Source organism: Myroides injenensis M09-0166 (genome assembly GCF_000246945.1).
GTDB lineage: Bacteria > Bacteroidota > Bacteroidia > Flavobacteriales > Flavobacteriaceae > Flavobacterium > Flavobacterium injenense.
This window is the reverse complement of record NZ_BAEX01000036.1, coordinates 1-21217: the sequence shown is the minus strand read 5'-3', so window position 1 is coordinate 21217 and position 21217 is coordinate 1. Positions and strand designations below refer to the sequence as shown.

19 protein-coding genes are annotated in these 21217 nt (G+C 30.6%); 5 read left to right on the top strand and 14 right to left on the bottom strand.

All coding sequences use genetic code 11. The annotated features are described in order from the left end of the window. Nucleotides 1–245: 245 nt before the first annotated feature. Nucleotides 246–1928 (top strand): RluA family pseudouridine synthase, encoded by a 1683-nt coding sequence (locus RH98_RS07540; protein WP_010252601.1) that lies wholly within the window; start codon nucleotides 246–248, stop codon nucleotides 1926–1928. A 121-nt stretch (nucleotides 1929–2049) separates the two neighbouring features. Next, nucleotides 2050–3285 carry a DUF445 domain-containing protein gene (locus RH98_RS07535; RefSeq protein WP_010252599.1) on the top strand — a complete coding sequence of 412 codons (1236 nt, stop codon included), beginning with the start codon at nucleotides 2050–2052 and terminating at the stop codon, nucleotides 3283–3285. A 44-nt stretch (nucleotides 3286–3329) separates the two neighbouring features. Here RH98_RS07535 and RH98_RS07530 read toward each other — a convergent pair whose 3' ends face one another. The 6 genes from RH98_RS07530 to hisS form a co-directional block, all read right to left on the bottom strand. Continuing rightward, nucleotides 3330–4100 carry a hypothetical protein gene (locus tag RH98_RS07530; protein ID WP_010252597.1) on the bottom strand — a complete coding sequence of 257 codons (771 nt, stop codon included), beginning with the start codon at nucleotides 4098–4100 and terminating at the stop codon, nucleotides 3330–3332. A 12-nt stretch (nucleotides 4101–4112) separates the two neighbouring features. Further along, complete coding sequence (locus RH98_RS07525) at nucleotides 4113–4598, bottom strand: hypothetical protein (RefSeq protein WP_010252595.1); 486 nt, start codon at nucleotides 4596–4598, stop codon at nucleotides 4113–4115. A 246-nt stretch (nucleotides 4599–4844) separates the two neighbouring features. Then, nucleotides 4845–5792 carry a DUF1444 domain-containing protein gene (locus RH98_RS07520; RefSeq protein ID WP_010252593.1) on the bottom strand — a complete coding sequence of 316 codons (948 nt, stop codon included), beginning with the start codon at nucleotides 5790–5792 and terminating at the stop codon, nucleotides 4845–4847. Nucleotide 5793: 1 nt separating this feature from the next. Continuing rightward, nucleotides 5794–6600: a DUF4261 domain-containing protein gene (locus tag RH98_RS07515; protein WP_026038791.1), complete on the bottom strand. Its 807-nt coding sequence runs from the start codon at nucleotides 6598–6600 to the stop codon at nucleotides 5794–5796. 236 nt (nucleotides 6601–6836) lie between these two features. Then, entirely contained in the window at nucleotides 6837–7109 is a 273-nt protein-coding gene (locus RH98_RS07510; RefSeq protein ID WP_237717521.1) for a hypothetical protein, read from the bottom strand. Between the two features lie 63 nt (nucleotides 7110–7172). Continuing rightward, nucleotides 7173–8543 carry a histidine--tRNA ligase gene (hisS, locus tag RH98_RS07505; protein ID WP_010252587.1) on the bottom strand — a complete coding sequence of 457 codons (1371 nt, stop codon included), beginning with the start codon at nucleotides 8541–8543 and terminating at the stop codon, nucleotides 7173–7175. Between the two features lie 183 nt (nucleotides 8544–8726). Between hisS and RH98_RS07500 the strand changes: the two genes are divergently transcribed. Beyond that, a complete protein-coding gene (locus RH98_RS07500; protein ID WP_010252585.1) occupies nucleotides 8727–9968 on the top strand; it encodes an ABC transporter permease in 1242 nt (413 codons plus the stop codon). Nucleotides 9969–9988: 20 nt separating this feature from the next. Here the strand turns inward: RH98_RS07500 and RH98_RS07495 are convergent, their stop codons facing one another. The 7 genes from RH98_RS07495 to RH98_RS07465 all read right to left on the bottom strand — a co-directional run bounded on the left by RH98_RS07495 (nucleotide 9989) and on the right by RH98_RS07465 (nucleotide 17416). Continuing rightward, nucleotides 9989–10684, bottom strand: coding sequence for a pseudouridine synthase (locus RH98_RS07495; RefSeq protein ID WP_010252583.1), 696 nt, complete (start codon nucleotides 10682–10684; stop codon nucleotides 9989–9991). Between the two features lie 48 nt (nucleotides 10685–10732). Beyond that, a complete protein-coding gene (locus RH98_RS07490; RefSeq protein ID WP_010252581.1) occupies nucleotides 10733–13390 on the bottom strand; it encodes a peptidase associated/transthyretin-like domain-containing protein in 2658 nt (885 codons plus the stop codon). A 41-nt stretch (nucleotides 13391–13431) separates the two neighbouring features. After that, nucleotides 13432–14226, bottom strand: coding sequence for a GLPGLI family protein (locus tag RH98_RS07485; protein WP_010252580.1), 795 nt, complete (start codon nucleotides 14224–14226; stop codon nucleotides 13432–13434). 1 nt (nucleotide 14227) lies between these two features. Then, nucleotides 14228–15034 (bottom strand): GLPGLI family protein, encoded by an 807-nt coding sequence (locus RH98_RS07480; RefSeq protein WP_050996115.1) that lies wholly within the window; start codon nucleotides 15032–15034, stop codon nucleotides 14228–14230. A 63-nt stretch (nucleotides 15035–15097) separates the two neighbouring features. Beyond that, on the bottom strand, nucleotides 15098–15943 hold the full coding sequence (locus RH98_RS07475) for a GLPGLI family protein (protein ID WP_010252576.1): 846 nt from the start codon (nucleotides 15941–15943) through the stop codon (nucleotides 15098–15100). Between the two features lie 416 nt (nucleotides 15944–16359). Then, nucleotides 16360–16935 carry a hypothetical protein gene (locus RH98_RS07470; RefSeq protein WP_010252573.1) on the bottom strand — a complete coding sequence of 192 codons (576 nt, stop codon included), beginning with the start codon at nucleotides 16933–16935 and terminating at the stop codon, nucleotides 16360–16362. After that, nucleotides 16925–17416: an RNA polymerase sigma factor gene (locus RH98_RS07465; protein ID WP_010252571.1), complete on the bottom strand. Its 492-nt coding sequence runs from the start codon at nucleotides 17414–17416 to the stop codon at nucleotides 16925–16927. The genes RH98_RS07470 and RH98_RS07465 overlap by 11 nt, the downstream gene beginning before the upstream one ends. 208 nt (nucleotides 17417–17624) lie before the next feature. Here RH98_RS07465 and RH98_RS07460 point away from each other — a divergent pair, with 208 nt between their 5' ends. Continuing rightward, the gene (locus RH98_RS07460) at nucleotides 17625–19049 is read left to right on the top strand and encodes an MATE family efflux transporter (RefSeq protein ID WP_010252569.1); all 1425 of its coding nucleotides are present in this window, start codon (nucleotides 17625–17627) and stop codon (nucleotides 19047–19049) included. A 35-nt stretch (nucleotides 19050–19084) separates the two neighbouring features. Here the strand turns inward: RH98_RS07460 and RH98_RS07455 are convergent, their stop codons facing one another. Next, entirely contained in the window at nucleotides 19085–19552 is a 468-nt protein-coding gene (locus RH98_RS07455) for a GNAT family N-acetyltransferase (RefSeq protein WP_010252567.1), read from the bottom strand. A gap of 1183 nt (nucleotides 19553–20735) precedes the next feature. On the opposite strand from RH98_RS07455, the gene RH98_RS07450 reads away from it, so the two are divergent. Further along, complete coding sequence (locus RH98_RS07450; protein ID WP_010252565.1) at nucleotides 20736–21209, top strand: DUF4265 domain-containing protein; 474 nt, start codon at nucleotides 20736–20738, stop codon at nucleotides 21207–21209. Nucleotides 21210–21217: the final 8 nt, after the last annotated feature.

Genomic DNA, 21217 nt, shown 5'->3' with positions numbered 1-21217 from the left:
AACCATACAATAGGGATTAAAATAAAAAGTAATTCAATTATCTCCTTTTCAATTCAATGAGATAATTGAATTACTTCTTATATCAGTTTTTATTTCAAAACTAATAACTACTAAAAGCACTATAATTTGTTCCACATAAATATTTTAACTAAGTGAATTTTAAGATAGCTATTTGAGCAATAGAATAAACAGAAACTCCTTTTTTATCATTTTATTCCTACTTTTGCATCCAAATAAACAACAATATGCCTACTTCTAATCCTATTTTCAGAGAGTTTCAATCTGATATTAGTAAAATAGAACTTCCTACTAAATTCACTTATCCCTTTTACTACGAACCTCATCCTATATCTATTATTGCTGCTGAAGAATTACAAAAAGAATTGCATAATAATCCTATTATTCAGCCTTTTTTTGATAGTACAAACGCCCAATGTTTACCTGCGGGAAAAATGTTTGGAGTTTTAATAGTAAAAGATAAAGAGAATAAAATAGGCTATCTAGCTGCTTTTTCTGGAAAATTAGGGAAACATACACATTTAGAAGGCTTTGTACCACCAGTATTTGACCTATGGAACAAAGATGGTTTCTTCGTAAAAGAAGAAGCTGTATTAAATGCTATCAATAGAAAAATAGAAGAATTAGAGCAATATGGCATTTACAAACATGCTAAAGCATTGTTGATTAAACAAATTGAGGAAGAAAAAACAGCTATCTCTGAAAAGAAAACACTTTTAAAACAATTAAAAGCAGAGCGAAAAATATTAAGAGAACAACAAACTGCTCTATTGTCTAGCTGTGATTTTGAACTATTTAATGAAGACTTAGTCAAACAAAGTTTACGTGACAAACATGAGTTGCGATTGCTTATGACATATTGGCAAGCGCAAATTGCACAGACAAAAGAAGTAATCAATGACTTTGAAAAACTTATAAATGTATTAAAAGAAGAACGCAAATTAAAATCTAATGCGTTACAAAAAAAGTTATTTCAACAATACCGTTTTTTAAATTTCAAAGGAGAGGAGCAGGATCTACTTGATATTTTTGAACAGACTGCATTACAACAACCACCTGCAGCAGCTGGTGATTGTGCTGCACCAAAATTATTGCAATTTGCTTATTTAAATAGTTATACTCCTATTTGTATGGCAGAGTTTTGGTGGGGAGAATCCCCAAAATCAGAGATTAGAAAACATCAACATTTCTATCCATCATGTCGTGGTAAATGTGAACCTATATTAGGACATATGCTACAAGGGCTGCAAATAGATGATAATCCTTTGCTATCTAATCCTGCGTTAAATAAGCCATTAGAAATTGTTTATGAAGACGATTATATTGCTATTGTCAATAAGCCAGAAGAATTCTTATCTGTCCCTGGTATTTTTATACAAGATTCTGTCTATGAAAGAATGAAATTGCGCTATCCAAATGCTACCGGACCACTAATTGTCCATCGCTTAGATATGGCAACTTCAGGCATCTTAATTATTGCCAAAGACAAAGATTCGCATAAGGCTTTACAAAGTCAGTTTATCAAAAAAACGGTAGAAAAACGCTATGTAGCACTACTAGATGGAAATATCTCAGAAGAAAATGGCTATATCGACTTGCCACTTCGTGTAGATTTAGAAGATAGACCCCGTCAAATGGTATGCTACGATTATGGTAAACCAGCTAAAACAAAATGGGAAGTTGTAAAACGAACAGATGGCAAAACAAAAGTTTACTTCTACCCTATTACTGGTCGCACACATCAATTAAGAGTACACGCTTCACATGCATTGGGCTTAAATACTCCTATTGTAGGTGATGATTTATATGGAACGAAGTCAGATCGTCTTTATTTGCACGCACAAAAAATCACATTTAAGCATCCAAAAACTTACGAATCAATTACATTTGAAGTAAAGGAAAGTTTCTAAAGTAGTATTTTTTAGTAACTTTAACCCTCATCATAGATTAAAACAAGTAACTATTAATTTAGCTATTTAACGACTGATGTAAAATTAAGAGAGAATTGATCACCTTTAAAAACACAATCGAATGTCTGATAAAAAAGCACAATTACGCAAACACAAACGAATTGCTACTGGTCTATTTATCATAATGGTTATTGTTTATTTTGCCATGGTATATGCTATTAAGCACAGTCCATCTGCTTGGATGGGCTATGTCAAAGCTTTTTCAGAAGCAGCAATGGTTGGTGCTTTGGCAGACTGGTTTGCGGTGACTGCCTTATTTAAACATCCAATGGGACTAAATATTCCTCATACAAATCTAATTGAAAACAGTAAAAATAAAATAGGTGATAATCTAGGAGACTTCGTGACAGATAACTTTCTTACTTCAGAAAATATTCGTCCTTATGTAGAAAAAGTAGATTTAGCTACTATTATTTCTAATTGGTTAAACCAACCGTCTAACCAAATCATTCTAGAAAATGAAATAGCAACGCTAGCAAAAAATATAATAGCAGACTTAAAAGATGATACTGTTGTTCATTTCTTATCAAATAAGGCAAGCGAAGGAATACAATCAATAAATATTCAAAGCTTTGTTTCTCAAGGATTAATGTACGCTATTGAAAAAGGAGAACACAATCGATTAATTGATGTTATCGTTCCTAAAGCTCAAGTGTATGTAGAAGAGCACAGGGAAGATATTTACCAAGCTATCGTAGAGAAAAAACCTCTCTTAGCCCTTGTGGGTGGAAAGGCTGTCACGGCTCAACTAGTCAATGGTATCAATACTTTCCTTAGTGATATCGCTGATAACAAAAACCATAAACTTCGCAAAGAAATTACCTTAAGACTTGAAATGTTGGCAGTAGAAATAGAGGCTTCAGAAAAATGGAAATTAAAGTTTCAAGAAATACTTTCTCAGTTTATTACCCAAGAAACTATTGAAACTTATATACGAGATTTCTGGAACTCTACTAAAGCTACAATCATTGAACAATTAGATGACAATGCCTCTATACTGCGCAATTATATTAGAAAGAGTTTAGCCAATATTGCTATTGAATTACAAGAAAACAATGACCTTAAGACAAAAATCAATAAATGGATACAACACACTATTTATCGATTAGCATTAAAGAACACAAAAGAGGTAGGTCAATTAATCAGAAATACTGTTGATAGATGGGATGGCAGAGAATTAAGTGATAAACTTGAATTAGAAGTAGGTAAAGACTTACAATTTATACGTATTAATGGTACACTTGTAGGAGGTCTAGTAGGTTTACTTATCTATATCACAACACATTTAATTATTTAATTATAATTATCTAACCAAAGGGAAACTAAGTGAAGTAACTTATTTTAATTATTAATAGAGCACAACTTTACATTTTCGGTTCGCTCTCTTCCTTTTTTATCTTTATAAATAAAAAGTACTGTATCTTCTGGTGCTTCACCAGCATTATCTAATAAAATAGTTAACTGTTCTTCTTTCTTCTTGTCATAAAAAGTAAGTACCCTATTTCCCATACTTCCTTCTACATCCATCTTTCCTTCTAAAAGAGTAAATAAAGGAGTGTCTATCATTAGTTGATTCTTTTTCCACGCTGCCAAACGATAAGCATCTTCCGATATTTGATCTATGCGATAGATATATTTAGAAGATTCCATAATTGCTATAGGTTCTATAAAATGATTTATAGAAGGATGTAGTTTCTTCTTATCTTGAGCAATCAGAGATTGTCTCCAACGCTCAACACCATCTGCTTGTCGATTAACTTTAATAATTTTCCCCGATTCATTTATCCATAAATCACCATTATTAAACATTGTTCCTCTCCAACCAACAGTAGACCAATCATCACTAGTAGAATTCCCTATTACTTCTGTCATATTTCGATCAAATACTTGCTCAAAACGAACGATAAATTCCTCTTTAGTTTCAATAGAAGGAATAGGATATTTTAAAGGCAATGGATAATCTATATACATAGAGATTGCCTCTTTATCATTACTCTTAAACAACAGTATTAAGCGCTCTACTTGCTCTAACGTATCATCTCTTAATTGATTTTCCTGTGCTATAGACTGACTCGCAATCAAAAGAAATAACAAAACATATAAATATCTCATAAGCAAGATTATTTAATCTTTTAAAACAAAACGATTGCGCAAATGATCTGATAGTAACTTCTGAACTTGTTTATCAGAAGTACTCGTTCTTAAATAATCAAAATAGGCTAATAATTCACAGCTGCGATCCTCAGATAAGCTAATATTAGCAGTGCTTAAAAAAGTATCAAAAGAAATATGAGCTGCACATACATACTCATATAAGTAATCACACCCTCCACGCTCTAATAACTCTTGCGCTAACAAGTGATAATTCTTATACACGCAAAAGTTCAATTGTGCTACTCTTCCTAAAGTAATAAATAACTCTCTGATTAAATCAATGTTTACACTATGGAGCTGATTGCAAACAACTTCTGCAATCTGTAATCTAAAAAAATAATTGTCATCTTTAAACTTAGCACCGTATTTACCATTCCATTCTAAATCCAACCATTCTCTATCACTCTCGGAATAATTATCTATAAAACTTTGAAAATCAACATGAGTCATTTGCATTGTAATCTTCTTTAATAAACTTTTCTTTCAGGATAAAATTACAATTAATTAAATAGGATACCCTACAAAATATGAATATTCTTCATCAAATAATTATAATCTATATTTCTATAAAAGTTAAAAACAAAAGCGCATTAACCTTAAAAATAAGTAACAATTTTAACAATAATAATCGCGATTATATTCAATAAAAAAGTCTTATAAGATTACTCCTATAAGACTTGTTGCGTATTTATTTATATGTACTTACTTTTCTAAATATTGAATCATTTCTGAAAATATCTTAGGAAAATCTATGGTTAATTTGTTCTCTCCTACACTAATTTTCAAACAGTATATTCCTGAATTAGTAAACCAATATAAATCCCTAGATATAGATCCTGGTCCTTCTTCAAATACTCTATTGGTCAAAGGAATTAACTCATTCATTACCTCTTTTAAGTCTTCTAATTTATCAGAATTAATAGGAAACAAAATTGTAGTATGTCTATTAGGTATAGAAAGGATTGTTCCGTGTTTACCAATTAGGCCAGTACTTCCTTCAAGATTCAATATTATATTAGCACCATAAAAATGCTCTGTTTCTATTGCATATAAATCTTGATTGTGAGTTTCAAAAGCCGAGATTTCTATATCATACCTGTTAATAATATTTTCTTGACCTATTGCAATCAATTCATCAATGGTTAATCCCCAATCTTTAATATCACCTGGATTAACTGATTTTATAGCTTCTCCCAAATCATATACTAACACAGCATATAAGCCACATCCTAAGTCTTTATAAACTAAATTCTTTCGTGTGATTTGTTCAAGATACTCTTCTTCCTGTATACGAACACCAAGAAATTGTTTTACGGTTTCAAAATCAGAAGATTGGGATTCAAAGTCATTCATTTCATTTACACTTCTAAATAATGCATCAAAATGATTTGCTATATAACTACTATATACATCTTTATTTTCAAGACTACATAATTTGGTAATATTATCTAACCCAAAACGACTACTTTTATACTGCTCTTCTTTTAGTGTAACATAACCATCATCAATAATTGGCGTTAAATTCTTACTTGTAAAATACGCCTCTAATACTTCTAAGAAATAAACAAAATCTTGTTGTGAAGTAATGCTTGACCATTTTGGAATAGTAATGTTTCCTGAACAATCTTTAAATTGTGAAATCAAACTCATACTAATTCATTTCTAAGTTTAAGACCGTACGCTTAGGATCTGTATCACTCCATTGCAAATGACATAACCATTTACTTCCTTCACCTATGCCTTCAACAGTATCTCCATTTTTAATTATATCTCCTTCTTGCATTAGATAATAAGCATAATTCCAAAGTTGATTGGCTACTAGTCCAATAATCTCTTCATCATTAAATATAATTTGAAAATCTGGCAATCCTAAGCTATGAAGCCCTATAGTATCCATCAAAACATTTCCCTCTTCTTGATTTTCTACATTAAACAAACGCACATTTACTGCTAAATCTAATGCAATATAATTAGGATCTGAGCAATCCTGAATAAATGTTTTAGGATCAATTAACTTTTCACTATGTTCAGCCACAATGATAGTAGGATGACAAACTTTAGTCATCGCATATAACATTTGTTGAATAAGCACGATACGGATGCGAGGCTCTAGACTACGACTTAAAAAATCTGTTACTAAAACTTCATATTTACATTTATCTAAAATATCAGATGCTTCATCCCAATGCCAATTTTGTTGTAAATATTTATCATCAATTTTTTTCACTCCGTCATCTTCTGCTTGCATAACAACACATTGAGCAGGAACAATACCTTCTTCAAACTCTATTTTACAATCAGGAAAAGTATAGACATTTGCTTTTACATCATAAGTAACATTAGGATAAACTTTTTGAATTTCTTCCAATATCTTTTGCATATCTAAGACAGGTTTCTCTTCAAACAATAGTCTAAACATCAGCATTTTCGACTTATTTCCTAGACTCTTTTTACTCATAGCTTTGATTTAATTTTAATGATATTGTGTACTTTTTGTTAGCCTTTATAAAATTAAGAAAAAATACACAATTTTACTCTCTTTACATCTTAACTCTTTCTCATATTAATAAGATGTTTTTAAATATTACTTTTTCTTAATTTATTAATGTCGTATTCCAATTCTTCTACTAGTAAAAGACCATCACATTCCATTTTATCTTTACTTGCATTCCATCCCATTCTAATTCCATAATCCTAAGCTTGCCTAATAAACTTAGGACGATTTAAGTTAATTACCTCTTCTTTAAGTGATTTATTGTTATATAATAATACACCATGGTTTAGTGGATTCCCTACATAATAGTCATCTAATGTGCGAAAAGTAATAAGTAAAGGAAACTTATTAAAACCATCTTTAAAGATTCGAATTACAAAAATACTTTCCTCCAGATCAAATAGATTAATGACACGTAAACTATATAAATAGCTTTCTTCACCAACTTTTAATGTTCTAAGTTTCTTTTTCATAATCATAAAAAAAGGTATGAGAACAATTCACATACCTTTTATATTTGTAATAATACTTATTTCTTATTTTAACTTTGCAATCAACTCCTCCAATGACAACACAGTTTGTTCACCAGAAGCTAATTCTTTAAGTGTAAATTTTTGATCAGCCATTTCTTGTGAGCCCACTAATACAGTAAAAGGAATTCCTTTTTTATCAGCAAACTGAAATTGCTTACCAACTTTCGCTTTATCAGGATAAATCTCTGTGCGAACACCAGCATCTCTAAGTTTCATGACAGCTTGCATACCATAACTCATTTCCTCTTCTCCCATATTTAAAAACATCACTTTTGAAGCAGTACTAACAGTTTCTGGGAAAAGGTTCAACTCCTCCATTACTAAATAAATACGATCTAGTCCAAATGAAATCCCCACACCACTCATGTCTTTTAAACCAAAAATACCAGTAAGGTCATCATAACGACCACCACCACCAATGGAACCTAGTTTAACTGTTTCTGGTGCACCTATTTCAAAAATAGCTCCAGTATAATAGTTTAACCCTCTAGCAAGTGTCACATCAAGATTAAGAATTGCTGTTTCTAGACCAATCTTTTCAACTTCATTAACTACAAATGCTAATTCTTCTACTCCTTTCATTCCTTCTTCTGAAGAAGCTAGTAGAACACGTAACTTTTCTAATTTCTCTTCAAATGAACCAGTGAAGTTAAATAGTAACTGTACTTTATCAATAGCTGCAGCATCAATACCTTTTTCAATCATCTCTGCTTTAACTCCTTCCTCACCTATTTTATCGAGTTTATCTAATGCTACTGTAAAATCAATTAGTTTATCACTCGCACCAATTACCTCAGCAATACCAGATAATATCTTTCTATTATTTAATTTAATAGTTACACCTTTAATTCCCAAGGCTGTAAATACGCGATCATACAATGTTACAAACTCTACTTCTTGCCATAATGATTTTGAACCTATTACATCAGCATCGCATTGATAGAATTCTCTATATCTCCCTTTTTGAGGGCGGTCTGCTCTCCATACAGGTTGCATTTGATAACGCTTAAAAGGAAAGTCAATATCATTTTGGTGCATTACTACATAACGTGCAAAAGGTACTGTTAAATCATAACGTAATGCTTTTTCAGAAATTTGATTTGTCAGTTTTAAACTATTTTTACTCTCGTAAACAGTCTCATCTACTTTACCTAAGTAATCACCTGAATTAAGTATTTTAAAAATTAAGCGATCACCTTCTTCACCATATTTTCCTAAAAGTGTATCTAAATTTTCAAAAGAAGGAGTCTCGATGGGATGAAAACCAAATTTTTCAAATCCGTGTCGAATAGTTTGCATAATGTATTGTCTTCTTGCTACTTCGCTTGGAGAAAAATCTCTTGTTCCTTTTGGAATTCCAGGTTTCTTTGCCATCTTTAATTAATTTTTATTCATTTAACGTTATGAGACAAAAATACTCTTTTTTAATAATAGTACCCTCATAGTAATTACTTATATTTTATTCAAGATAGAGATAGTAATCAAATACTCTAACTTGTTAAATTATTTTAATTATTTTTACGTGTAACATTTTACTTAAAGTGCCTACTAATAAGCATGTGGAAAGTCGCTATAGAGAATATTAAAATTGCATTAACAAGTATACGTAGTCAATTACTACGTACTACAATTACTGTATTTATTATTGCAATAGGAATATGGGCATTAGTTGGAATATTATCTGTAGTATCTGCACTTAAAAATACCATCTTAGATGATTTTGCTTCTATGGGAGCGAATACTTTTACTATTAGTCAATGGGATACTCAAGGAAAGATGGCTCAAAACAAAAATGTTCAAGTCGCTAATCCTTTCATTACTTACGCTCAGGCTATAAAATTTAAGGAAGAATACCTCTTCCCTTTTTCAGTTGTTTCACTATCTTTTAATGCAGCTTCTGGAATAGAAGTAAAAAATGAAGTAATGAAAACAGATCCTGAGATTTCGATAATAGGCTGTGATGAAAATTACTTATCTAATAGTGGATTAAAAGTCAATAAAGGGCGAAACTTTAGTTATAACGATATTGTCAATAATCAATTTGTTTGTGTAATAGGATCTGATTTTTCAAAAAAGATGTTCAAAGATATCAATCCTATTGATCAGAAAATTTCAATACGAGGATATCAATTTAAAATTATAGGAATGCTAAAAGAACAAGGAAGTTCTTTTGGAAACAATGAAGATCAACGTGTCTTTATTCCTATCCAAATAGCACGTTCTATTTTTAATGCTCCTCACATTAATTACACCATAAAAGTATCAATTCAACAAGAAGGATTATTAAATCAAGCTGTTGACCAAGCTATTCTGGATTTTAGAAATGTAAGACGTTTATCTCCTGCTCATAAATCAAACTTCGGAATAGAACGCAGTGATGATATGATACGTTCAATGCTTACTCAAGTTGACATGCTTAACCTTGCAGCATGGCTAATTGGTCTTATTACTATACTTGGGTCATCTATTGCGCTGATGAATATTATGTTAGTATCTGTAACCGAAAGAACAAGAGAAATAGGAATACGTAAATCTCTTGGAGCTAAGAGAAAAACAATAGCTCTTCAATTTTTTACTGAAACTGTTGTAATAGGTCAACTTGGTGGAATAATTGGTACACTATTAGGAATAATTACTGCCTATGGATTATCACTAGCAATGGGCTTTCAGTTTAGTATTCCTTGGAATGCTATAATCGCAGCTTTTATCACAACATTTATTGTTGCCATTTTATCAGGACTTTATCCTGCTCTTAAAGCCTCTAAACTAGACCCTGTTGAGGCATTGAGATATGAATAATTGAAACTCTAAAATTAGCTCTAGTAGTAACTCTCTAGATTAAACCCCAAAACTTCGTTGTACTTTCTATATTCATTATCTATAGTAGCGCGAAGTATAATCTCTTGTTTTGTAATTGGGTGTTCAAACTTTAATGATAATCCATGAAGCAACATAGCTCCTAATCCAAAACGATCCAACCAAAGCTTATTTTGCTTATTACACCCATGAGGTCTACTTCCAAGTATGGGATGAAAAATATGTTTAAAATGCTTGCGCAATTGGTGTTGTCTGCCTGTTTCAGGATATGCTTGCACTAGGGAATAACGAGAAGTATCATGCTTTCCAAAAGGCACAGCTACCTCAACTCTTTGCAAAGTCTTATAACTCGTTCTTGCGTCTTGTAATTGTCCATTATCATTGGTCAATGCGTAATCGATATCTTCTTCATCTTGGGTATACCCCCTTACAATTGCAATATATGTTTTCTCTACTTTACGAGTTGCAAAATCGTCATTTAACTGCTTTAGTATTTCTTTATCTAGAGCAAAAAGAAGTACACCTGAAGTCTTTCTATCCAAGCGGTGAACTGGGTAAACATATTGCCCGATTTGGTCACGTAGAATTTGAATAGCATATTCCTGAATATCACTAGCTATAAAAGATTTATGAACTAATAAATCTCTTGGTTTATTAATAGCAACAATATATTCGTCTTGATAAAGTATTTCTAACATTTTGCAAAGATAAAAATTACATAGCGAAATATTATATTACTATTGCTTTTAAAAATTAAACCTAACCGTAAACAACACTTGAGCAGGTCTCAATTTAAATAAGGTTGTAGAGGTTTGAATATTATTCAGCACTACTTGTTCATACTCTTTAGTGTTTAAGATATTTCTCCATTCTATATCAAAGTCAACTTTCTTTTTATTCCACTTAAAGCGATATGTTAAATCCATAAATCGATTTGAGAAATTCTGTTTACTAAATGTATTCTCTCTATAATCCAATTTCCATATTATACTGTGGTCTTTTATAGGAATTATATCTAGTCTTAAATTATGACTTGAAGAATAACTGTTTGTAGAAAGGTTTAAGTCTTTTCTTTGATTCTCATCATAATTAAAATCATAAGTAACATTCAGCCAATCAAAATAATTATTAGTAACGTTAAAACCATAACCATACCTAAACATATTCACATCATTTAAAACCTGATTTAACAAGACTTCAGACTTATTCTTAGAAAATGTAAAACTTCCTTTAATATTCATTCCTAACGCACTAAAAAACTTTCCTACATTGATATTAGCTTGCTGAGTAAATGCTGTATTCTTTTTATTTAATGCTTCTAGTACTTGCTGTCCATTTTCATCAATTGTACTTCCATACAATAACTTATTATTAGTCATTGTATAATTTACACCACCATTAAAAAACAAACCATTAAACGGATTTTTAAATTCAAATGACAATCTTGTTGAATAATTAGTAATATCCTGAATTTGATTTTGATATGCTCTAAAATTCAAACCACTAAATATATATCCTGTATACAATTGTTCTAAGGGTGTATAACTTCTATTCATATAAGCTCCTCCTCTAAATGTCAACATATGACTAAGTTTGTAATTAGTACTTACAGAAGGCATAAAATCTACTTTATTTGAAGTATCTTTCTGCTTAACAATTTTGTTATCTAACGCAATTGAATTCCATGTAATTGGAAAGTTAAGATACAATTCCCATTTCGCTCCTTTATAATTAACACCTGTATTTAGCCTATTGTTTACTCTACTGTACCCTAAATCATTTTTATAGTTATCCCCTACCCACTCATTATCTGATATAATCCCATATAAATTAGATTCAAACTTTCTATTTTCATATAGAATACTATAATGCTCTGAAAATGTCCATTTCTTATACTTCCAAGAAAGAGAAAAAGAATTTTGGGTATAGAAAGTATGATCTAAAAACATTTGATTTAAAGAGTTATATTTTGCCAAGGTCTCATCTGGAAAGTTTAAAGTACTTAGAGGGTCAACATCATAATCCTGTTTATCTTTTGTAAAGTCAATAATAGACTTAAAATTAATAAACTTATTCTTAGAAATAGGAATAAGAGTACTCATTGAGTTCTGCAATGTAAAAGAAGGAGATTGTACGCTCTGTGTAATTGGATCTTCATTAATAAATAAAATTCCTCTATTCTTATTTCTATCAACTTTTATTGTAACAAAGTCTTTGAAGTAATTATTCTCTCCATTATTAGTAAAATTAAAGACCGCTTTAAATTGCTCTGAAAATAAAGAACTATTATTACTTCTACTATAACGAATAACTGAATTTGAAGCAACTCCTTCTCCTACATTTCTAATTTCAGTAAACTCAGCTCCAGAGCGTTCTATTACGTCATTGTAATAATAAATATTGGTACGTAATTCTACTTTATCTGTTAGTTTGGTTAAAACATTTCCTGATCCTAAATGCGATTTATTATCCAAATATCTTGATTGTGCGATAGATGGTAAACTCGTCTCTGCAAGTTGCAAAGTTGTAGCAGTCGACTTTGTATATGAAAAAGCATCATACGATCCATAGACAGAAAAATCCCTCATTTTACTAGTGATATCATCTCCTGTATTATTGGTGTCATAATTAAATAAATACTGTAATTCTTTACTAAAAAACATTGGAGATAAAGAACTATTCCATAATAGAGGATCTGCTCCCACACCAACCTTTCCACTGCCACTAAAACTAACTTTATTTTTTAAACGAATATTAATAGCTGCATGTTCTGAGCCCTCTACCTTCTCTAACATCTTAATGGGTTGGTGATTTTCTAAGACCTCCAATTTACTAACATGAAGATTAGGCATTGCCTTAGTAATTGCGCTATAACTACCTCCCATTAAGTCTTTCCCTTCTACATAAAACTTATTAATTTCTTTCCCTTGATACTTTATTTGCCCAGAAGCCTCTACTTCAAGTCCAGGCATTTTTTTAATTACATCCTCAAGCACGCGATCATTCTTACCTGCAAAAGCATTTAAATCAAAAACAATAGTATCATTTCGCTGTTGTATAGGCAGCGTTTTAACGACAATTTCCTCTAATTGAGTCGTCTCACTATGCATTTTCAACACTAAATCTTGTGATAAATTATCTATCTCTTTATTTATTGTAGCATAATTTAAAGCGATAACACGTAAATTAAACTTTTCTAATTTGTTGTCTAAAGTCATCAAAAACTTCCCATTCTCATCTACCATCTCATAATCAACTATTGTATTAGTAATAGGATTTAGTACTGAGATAGTCGCATAAGTAATTGGCTCGTTGTTTTGATCTACAACTTGCCCTTTTAAAACAACTTGTCCATAAGAAGTAATGCTTAATAAAAACAAGAAATACAAGAGACTATTTTTCATAGTAAAGAATGCTAAGGTTGATTAATACGGGGGTTACTTACTTATTCTAATTCAATAGGATTTGATAACACTCCTATCTTATCATTTAAAATTTGGGAATCTTCTAATTCTTGTGAAATTTTAATATTTGTATTTTCTGAGAGTATTTGCAATACACTCTTATTTTCAGATTGGTTTTTTATCTTTTTTAACTGTTTACTAGTAATAGTAGTAGATACAAAAGATTGCTCAATTTCTTTCCAATAGGTCATTATTTTATACCCTTTTATAAGCTCAAAACTATAATCCCCAAATTCATCTTCTGCTTTCACTACGAAGCCTGGTAGATTTTTAAACTTATAAGGTCCTTCTATTAAGGGAATATCTTGCGTAAACCAAACTATCCAGTTTCTTCCTTTCCAACTTCCTATTGCTTTTTGAATACCTAAGTCATTATATACATCACGTTCATCTAATATCGTCCAATTAACTAAATTAATTGGCTCAACAATATCATATAGTTGAAAGAAATTAAAACGTTCTATTGTTTTTATTTCATCACTTTTCTTAAAAATCACCCAATCAATATCTGAGGTTAACTCTTCACCATCACCAACCCCATCATATTCGCTTTCAATACCTTGCAATGTGATAGAAGATATAAATCGAGAAGAGGAACCATATAAATCTAAATAAAGTAGCTCCTCTTTGATAATACTTTCATCTACTTCATTTATTTTATACGGAATAAAAGTTAATTGGTATTCATAGCGCATTACTTCTTCTTTGACTTGCGCATTTATTTTATTATTACAAATAAAACATAGAATTAGAAACAGAACAAAGCACTTATTCATGCTATAAAATTTCAATGTGGTTATAATTGTCTTCTACTTTTTCATTCAGAGAAGCTTCTAAATCTGGATTATCCTTAGTATTCACAATAATACCTTTCTCCTCTAATACCATTTTCAGTGTTTTACTTAAAGCTACCTTTCTAATTCTAGAAAGCTCTTTCTCATTAGCTAAAAGAGCATTGTCATATCCAAAATAGTTGGCAGTTATTTTTTCCTTTCTCGCCTCTATAAATTCAAATAAATACTCTTCATTATCATCAACTGCCTTTACAACAAAACCAGGTAAGTTTTTAAATTTATAAGGACCTTCTATTAATGGAATATCTTGGGTAAACCAAACTGACCAGTTTCTTCCTTTCCAGTTTCCTACCGCTTTTTGAACAGTCAGACCTTCATATAATTCATTGCCATCCAAAATAGACCACTCAATACTAGCTAGCTTATCTTCCGTCTTTATAATAGTAGAGCCAACTTTAAACACTAAAAAGACTTTGTCAGATTCCTTAACTACAGTCCAGTTCATATTTCCAGCTTTTACATCAGAAGGATAGACCATTTCACTTCGAAAATGTACATTTTTATCTTCTGCCAAAAAATCAATTAGTTTTGCTCTATCTTCACTATAAAATCTTGAATTATTATTCCAAACATCTAAAAATACTTTTTCTTTAACGTGTAAGGAATCTTTTATCGAAGGTCTAAAAGTCACCTGGTATTCATAGCGCATTACGTCAATAACTTCTTGTCCTTTCAAAGCAGGAAGTAAACCAATAAAAGTCAAGAAAAACAATAAGTACTTCTTCATCATGTTTCACTTTTTATTAAGTTAATCTTAAAAATAACTTTTAAATGATTACAAACACTATAACTTTCAAAGTTCAATTGAATTGATTTCTTTCCCAATCTTCTTCTTAGATAAGTCTTCAGTTACATCTCGCCCTTTATCATCAACCATTTTTATTTTCATCACTCCTCCCCCGCGTTCATTCATTAATTGTTCAAAAGTTTTATTAGAGTGAGTATGTCTAACTTTTTTCATTTGCTTTGCAGTTACCTCCATGGCACCTTTATTTGATTTTGACAACCAATAATTGGTAGTAGTTTTCTCACTCTTTATAAATTCAAATAAATAATCTTGTTGCGCATCAACTGCCTTTACAACAAAACCTGGTAAGTTTTTAAATTTATAGGGACCTTCCATTAGAGGTATATCTTGAGTAAACCATACTGTCCATTCTCTGCCACCTAATTTTCCAATAGCTTTTTGCACTTTCATCCCTTCATACTCCTCAACCCCTTCCAGAATATTCCATTTAGCACTTTGAAAAGGTTCAACTATTTTATAAGAATCAAAAACTAAAGTTTCATAAGTATGCAATTCTTTGTCCTCTTTGTAGACTACCCACTGTAAAACAGATCTAAATGTTTTTAAAGCGTCTAAACGTTTTTGAACATCTCCTCCTTTATTATTTCCTTCATCAAACTCAATCAATACTTCATTTCTTTTGATTGTACCTTCTGTACCAAATCTTGATTGCCCTTCGTAAATATCAAGAAAAGCTTTCTCTATAACTTCTTTATCCTCTTTTCCTTCTATCCCTCTATCTGGATAAAACGTAAGTTGATATTCATATCTCATAATATCAATCGATTCTTGTGCCTTAGCGTAAGAACTAACTACTAATAATAGTAATGTGTAATAAACTGATTTAATCATTATTTAGTTTTTTATTAGGTTGGTTATAAACAAATATTAAACTAAAATATTAATTATACAACTAAATATTTAGTTTAAATAAACAATAGTTATATTAACATCATTACTCCTTTTCTAAAAATAGCAACAAAAAAACTAATAATCAAACAGTTAAACACTTTTTTAATTTAACAATCTTTACTTTATAAGAAATAACTAAAATAAAGTTTGATACAATTTAAACTCAACATTTCTTCAACAAACAACCTTAAAACAAAAGGAATCGAAAGAAGTTATCAATAATACAATTGAGATTCAAAGAAAATATACTTCCAATGGTAACCTAACAAAGCAGTAATATATGCTTACACAGCTTCATGAACCACATATAGAAAAAGGATAGCCTAAACTATCCTTTCTTCGTATTAGTAATAAAATCATTTAATATGCTCTAATCTATCAATCATATCTTCAAATTTCTTTATCTTTTTTTGTCCTATCCTATAGTTCCAAATACAATTAATACTAACCCAACCAACAAAGACTATATAATAAAATAACTGTCCCCATACTGGAAAATAACCAACAAATTCAATACTATATAATAAGATACCTAAACTTAATAATAGGATATATAAGGGAATCCAAAGACCTGTCATTTGAATTTGTTGCAATTTATCTTTTTTAAATATTGAAATATATTCTAATGTATTAGCAATGCTGACATCTAAAGAAACTTTTCTACTGTCTTTAAAATACTTATAGACAAATATTAAAATCGATAATATACCAAGTCCTGCCCCTAGCCAAGTTGTCATCATTTTAAATTTATACAAACAACTTATTCCTACTATCCAAGATATAGTAAAAACAGCAATTAAACCCACTACCCAATTCATTCTCTTTTTTAAAGAAATTTGTTTTTTCACTTGTTTTAAAAGTTCCTGCGAATCATCATTCATAACGTAATTTGACTTCCACAATTGATCTAAGTTTATATTATTATTTTCCATAACTATTCATTTTATTATATAATTCTTCTTTAATTCGATGTACTCTAGTTCTAATATTTGCGTGTGAAAAACCTGTAATAGCGGCAATCTCTTTTTGTTCAACTCCTTCTAATGTTAGTGAAATAATAATTCTATTGAGCTCACTTAACTCACTAATTGCTTGGAATAATTTTGCTGTATCTAATTCTCGATATTCTTCCTCTTCTGCTATATTTTGCTTTGAAATTTTTTCATCATCTGCCACAACTTTCTTACTCCGTTCAATCTGTCTCAAACAAATATTAACAGCTATCTTAAAAATCCATGTTTTTACTTGTGCTTCTCCTCTAAACGTTGATAACTGATTCCACACACACATAAAAGTTTCTTGTGCAATATCTTTTGCCCAATCACTATCATTGACATATCCAAAAGCAAAACGATAAACACCTTCCCAATAGGCATGATAAAGTTGATCGAACGTTAATTCATTATTTTTCATTTTATTATTGCTTATTTACTATTTAGATACATGAATTACTCAAATGTTACATTTCATTAAACAATTTAAAAAATATAAATCTTACACTTACTGAAAACACTAATCTAAATCTATTTTAGATTAGATAGCATGTGTCAAAAAATTACTTTAATATCTAAAATATTAATCGATATTTGCTCTCAAAATAATTTTATATTCAATTGTTTATATGGCAATAAACCTTTCAATCAAACCAAAAGTTCTATCTATTTATGCACTAATAAAACAGTCTTTTTCTAGCGAGAACTTAGACTTGACCAAAATGCCTATTAATAAATCAGTATTTCTATTGGCTATACCAATGATGTTTGAAATGTTGATGGAATCAGTATTTGCATTAGTTGATCTTTACTTTGTAGGACATTTAAAGGAAAGTGCTTATGCTATTCAAACTGTTGGTTTAACGGAGTCAATGTTATCGATTATTTATGCGATATGCATAGGCATCAGTATGGCAGCCACAGCAATAGTTGCTAGACGTATTGGGGAAAAAGATAAAGAGAAAGCCTCACAAAATGCTGCACAAGCTATTACAATTTCAATAGTTATTACAATAGCATTAAGTGTATTGGGGTTTATATATGCGAAAGATTGGCTTATATGGATGGGTGCCTCTGAAGCCTCTGCTGAATATGGGTATGTATATACACAAATCCTACTTGTAAGCTGTGTATCTATCATGTTATTATTCCTTATCAATGGTATTTTTAGAGGAGCTGGTAATGCTGCGGTAGCCATGAAAAGTTTATGGTTTGGTAATCTATTCAATATCATCTTATGCCCAATTTTAGTTAGAGGATGGTGGATATTTCCAGAACTTGGTCTAGAAGGAGCAGCTTATTCCACAGCTATTGGACGAAGTGCAGGTGTAGCTTACCAAATTTACTACTTAACAAGAAAGGATTCCTTAATTCAATTAAAATGGAAATACTTTAAGGTACAATGGGATATGATGAAAAACATTATAAAAATTGCAATCCCTGGAATGATACAATATATGATTGCTACATGTAGTTGGGTTATTCTTGCAAGAATAGTAGCTCATAGTGGAGGAGAGATTGGCTCATCAGGTTTTTTAACTTGCCTAAGATTGTTAGTTTTTTTTATTCTACCTGCTTGGGGGCTTAGTAATGCAGCCTCAACCTTAGTAGGTCAAAATCTAGGAGATAAGAATCCTGAAAAAGCGTTTAAATCAGTTATGGTTACTCTAAAATACAATCTAATTTATATGCTAATAGTAACAATTATCTTCTTTACAATGGCTGATTTATTAGCTTCTTTTTTCACAACAGATGAAGATATTAAAGCAGTAGCAAAATTAGCAATGTACATTGGAGCAAGTGGTTTTTTATTCTATGGTGCAGGAATGACATTAATGAATGCTTTTAATGGTGCAGGTGATACCCTTACACCATCTATCATAAATTTCGTAGGTTTTTGGCTATTTCAAATACCCTTTGCTTACTTACTTGTGTATTATTTTGATCTAGGTCCTGAAGGAGCTTTTATAGCAATTCCTACTGCTGAACTATTAATAGCAATCATGGCTTTAATTATGTTTAGAAGAGGAAAGTGGAAACTTAAAGAAGTATAAAAAGAAACCCCAAGCTAATTACTTGGGGTTCCTTTTTATACTTCTTCTTTAGGTGATTTTCTAATCATATCTACGTGTAAAATATCATCTTCTAAATAATCTTCCGATGCAATTTCGAAACCAAATGATTGATAGAAACGCTTTAGATAACATTGAGCTCCAATCTGAATATCTTGAGGACCAAACTCTTCTTCTATTTTATCAATTGCATGTTGCATTAAAATACGCCCCATCCCATCTTTTCTATAATCAGCATTGACTGCCACTCTACCTATTGAAATCTCAGGATAACTCAACCCTGGCGGTACTATGCGAGCACAAGCAATTACTTGATCTAATTTGGTAGCAAAAACATGCAAACACTTTTTATCTTTATTATCTAATTCTGGATAAGCGCACTTTTGTTCCACTACAAAAACATCTGTTCTAAGCTTTAGAATATCATACAATTCATTGACTGTTAACTCTTCAAATATCTTTGTATGCCAATGTATTCTATTCATCAATTTGAGTTTATTAATTCATAGCAAAGATAGAAATTTGCTTTCACATTGCTGAAAAATTATTAATAACATCAAATAAATGTTAGCTCAAGTCACTTGTAATAATGAAGTCATCTTGACTTTTTAGCTTTCTGAAACTTCTTGTATCCTATCACGTTAAAAGCTATAAATTCCACGCTATCCAACTAGATAATGTGGCATCAAATTTATTGATTAAAGAGCGAAAGCTATCTAACCAAGCATTTGTTCATGTAATAACATACCTTTTTAAGCTTCTGTAAATTAAAACCAGTATCACCCATTAATAAAACAATTCTGATAAGGGTATTTCAGTATTAGTTATGGCTTCAAACTAGATTTCTATATCAAATAGATCCTTTACAGATTAATAGATTATGAGGTTTTCTGTAAGTACTTTAACTGTCTGAGCAAAATAAAAAAACGCCTCACTTTTTTTTAACCCTAAAAATCATATCTACTTAAATTACAATACATTAGTGTAAAAACCATCATTTTAAGTCAAAATCGTAATGCTTGTCAAAGCCAGTATTCATAAGCATTAGAGCGAAATCCTTCAACACTTCTTCAACATTTCGCCATTATTGCTCCATATAGAGGGCTGTTTGTTGAAGGAATCTTGAAGAACTGTTGAAGCGTTGTTAAAGCGCTGTTGAAAAAATCATATCCTCTATAATATTAAAGGCGTATATGGAATACTTGATTCTACCAATCACTTTAGGCACTTCTATTCAAAAAGACCTTTGAATAATTATGTGAGTAATTTTTTAAAAGTTTAAAAATAAAACAGCTGTCATGAATTGGATAAGCGATATTAAGATGAAGGCATCAGGAGTTTTTAGTTTTCAGAAACTTCTTTATCTCAGACTATATTTCTAAGCTTCTGTTACTTAAAACAGTGGGGACTTATTATTTTAAACCTCATTGTAGAAGTGATAAGTGTGGGGCTATATATAATTCTATATTGGCTTGGTAGAGTACTTGTACACGCATTGTCGATTTTGTTTATTTAGCAACGCAGATTTTTATACCCTTCTTTATTTTACAAAAGTCAAGACAAGCTTATAGTAAAACTTCTCCCTCTAAAATATCATTCTTCATTATTATTATCCTTTAATACCTATTATCTTTGCCCTAATTAAAATCTATCTAAAAGCTTCAAGAAATGAAAGAACAGTATGAACAAATAATGATACAATACCATAGTGAAGTATTAGAAAAAAATACGGAAGAGATACTTTGGGGATTAGTGGTAGATAAAGAAAAAGGATTGTATAAAATAGATAATATACCTTTCTACGGACCAGAATTATCGTGTGAAGATATTGTCTATGCTGAGTATGATGAAAATAATGAGTCACTCGTTTTAAAACATATTGAAGAACACTCAGGAAACAGTACTGTTCAAGTAATTGTTCAAAAAGACAAATACAATCGTGATGATTTATACAATGAAATTTTATATGCAGGTGCAGAAATTGAAGTAGTAGATGATTATTATTTTGTAATCAACGTTCCTGCTAATACTGATTATAAAAATATCTATGCTATCATAGCAGCATTAGAGGAAGAAGAAGTAATTCAATTTGCTGAACCAGCACTATCACCTAAACATAGTGCAGATTTAAGAAGTAAATAATAAAAAAA

Excerpts from the sequence above, each read along its gene's own strand:
- RH98_RS07540 (WP_010252601.1), top strand. The coding sequence starts at position 246 with ATGCCTACTTCTAATCCTATTTTCAGAGAGTTTCAATCTGATATTAGT.
- RH98_RS07535 (WP_010252599.1), top strand. The coding sequence starts at position 2,050 with ATGTCTGATAAAAAAGCACAATTACGCAAACACAAACGAATTGCTACT.
- RH98_RS07530 (WP_010252597.1), bottom strand. The coding sequence starts at position 4,100 with ATGAGATATTTATATGTTTTGTTATTTCTTTTGATTGCGAGTCAGTCT.
- RH98_RS07525 (WP_010252595.1), bottom strand. The coding sequence starts at position 4,598 with ATGCAAATGACTCATGTTGATTTTCAAAGTTTTATAGATAATTATTCC.
- RH98_RS07520 (WP_010252593.1), bottom strand. The coding sequence starts at position 5,792 with ATGAGTTTGATTTCACAATTTAAAGATTGTTCAGGAAACATTACTATT.
- RH98_RS07515 (WP_026038791.1), bottom strand. The coding sequence starts at position 6,600 with ATGAGTAAAAAGAGTCTAGGAAATAAGTCGAAAATGCTGATGTTTAGA.
- RH98_RS07510 (WP_237717521.1), bottom strand. The coding sequence starts at position 7,109 with ATGAAAAAGAAACTTAGAACATTAAAAGTTGGTGAAGAAAGCTATTTA.
- hisS (WP_010252587.1), bottom strand. The coding sequence starts at position 8,543 with ATGGCAAAGAAACCTGGAATTCCAAAAGGAACAAGAGATTTTTCTCCA.
- RH98_RS07500 (WP_010252585.1), top strand. The coding sequence starts at position 8,727 with ATGTGGAAAGTCGCTATAGAGAATATTAAAATTGCATTAACAAGTATA.
- RH98_RS07495 (WP_010252583.1), bottom strand. The coding sequence starts at position 10,684 with ATGTTAGAAATACTTTATCAAGACGAATATATTGTTGCTATTAATAAA.
- RH98_RS07490 (WP_010252581.1), bottom strand. The coding sequence starts at position 13,390 with ATGAAAAATAGTCTCTTGTATTTCTTGTTTTTATTAAGCATTACTTCT.
- RH98_RS07485 (WP_010252580.1), bottom strand. The coding sequence starts at position 14,226 with ATGAATAAGTGCTTTGTTCTGTTTCTAATTCTATGTTTTATTTGTAAT.
- RH98_RS07480 (WP_050996115.1), bottom strand. The coding sequence starts at position 15,034 with ATGATGAAGAAGTACTTATTGTTTTTCTTGACTTTTATTGGTTTACTT.
- RH98_RS07475 (WP_010252576.1), bottom strand. The coding sequence starts at position 15,943 with ATGATTAAATCAGTTTATTACACATTACTATTATTAGTAGTTAGTTCT.
- RH98_RS07470 (WP_010252573.1), bottom strand. The coding sequence starts at position 16,935 with ATGGAAAATAATAATATAAACTTAGATCAATTGTGGAAGTCAAATTAC.
- RH98_RS07465 (WP_010252571.1), bottom strand. The coding sequence starts at position 17,416 with ATGAAAAATAATGAATTAACGTTCGATCAACTTTATCATGCCTATTGG.
- RH98_RS07460 (WP_010252569.1), top strand. The coding sequence starts at position 17,625 with ATGGCAATAAACCTTTCAATCAAACCAAAAGTTCTATCTATTTATGCA.
- RH98_RS07455 (WP_010252567.1), bottom strand. The coding sequence starts at position 19,552 with ATGAATAGAATACATTGGCATACAAAGATATTTGAAGAGTTAACAGTC.
- RH98_RS07450 (WP_010252565.1), top strand. The coding sequence starts at position 20,736 with ATGAAAGAACAGTATGAACAAATAATGATACAATACCATAGTGAAGTA.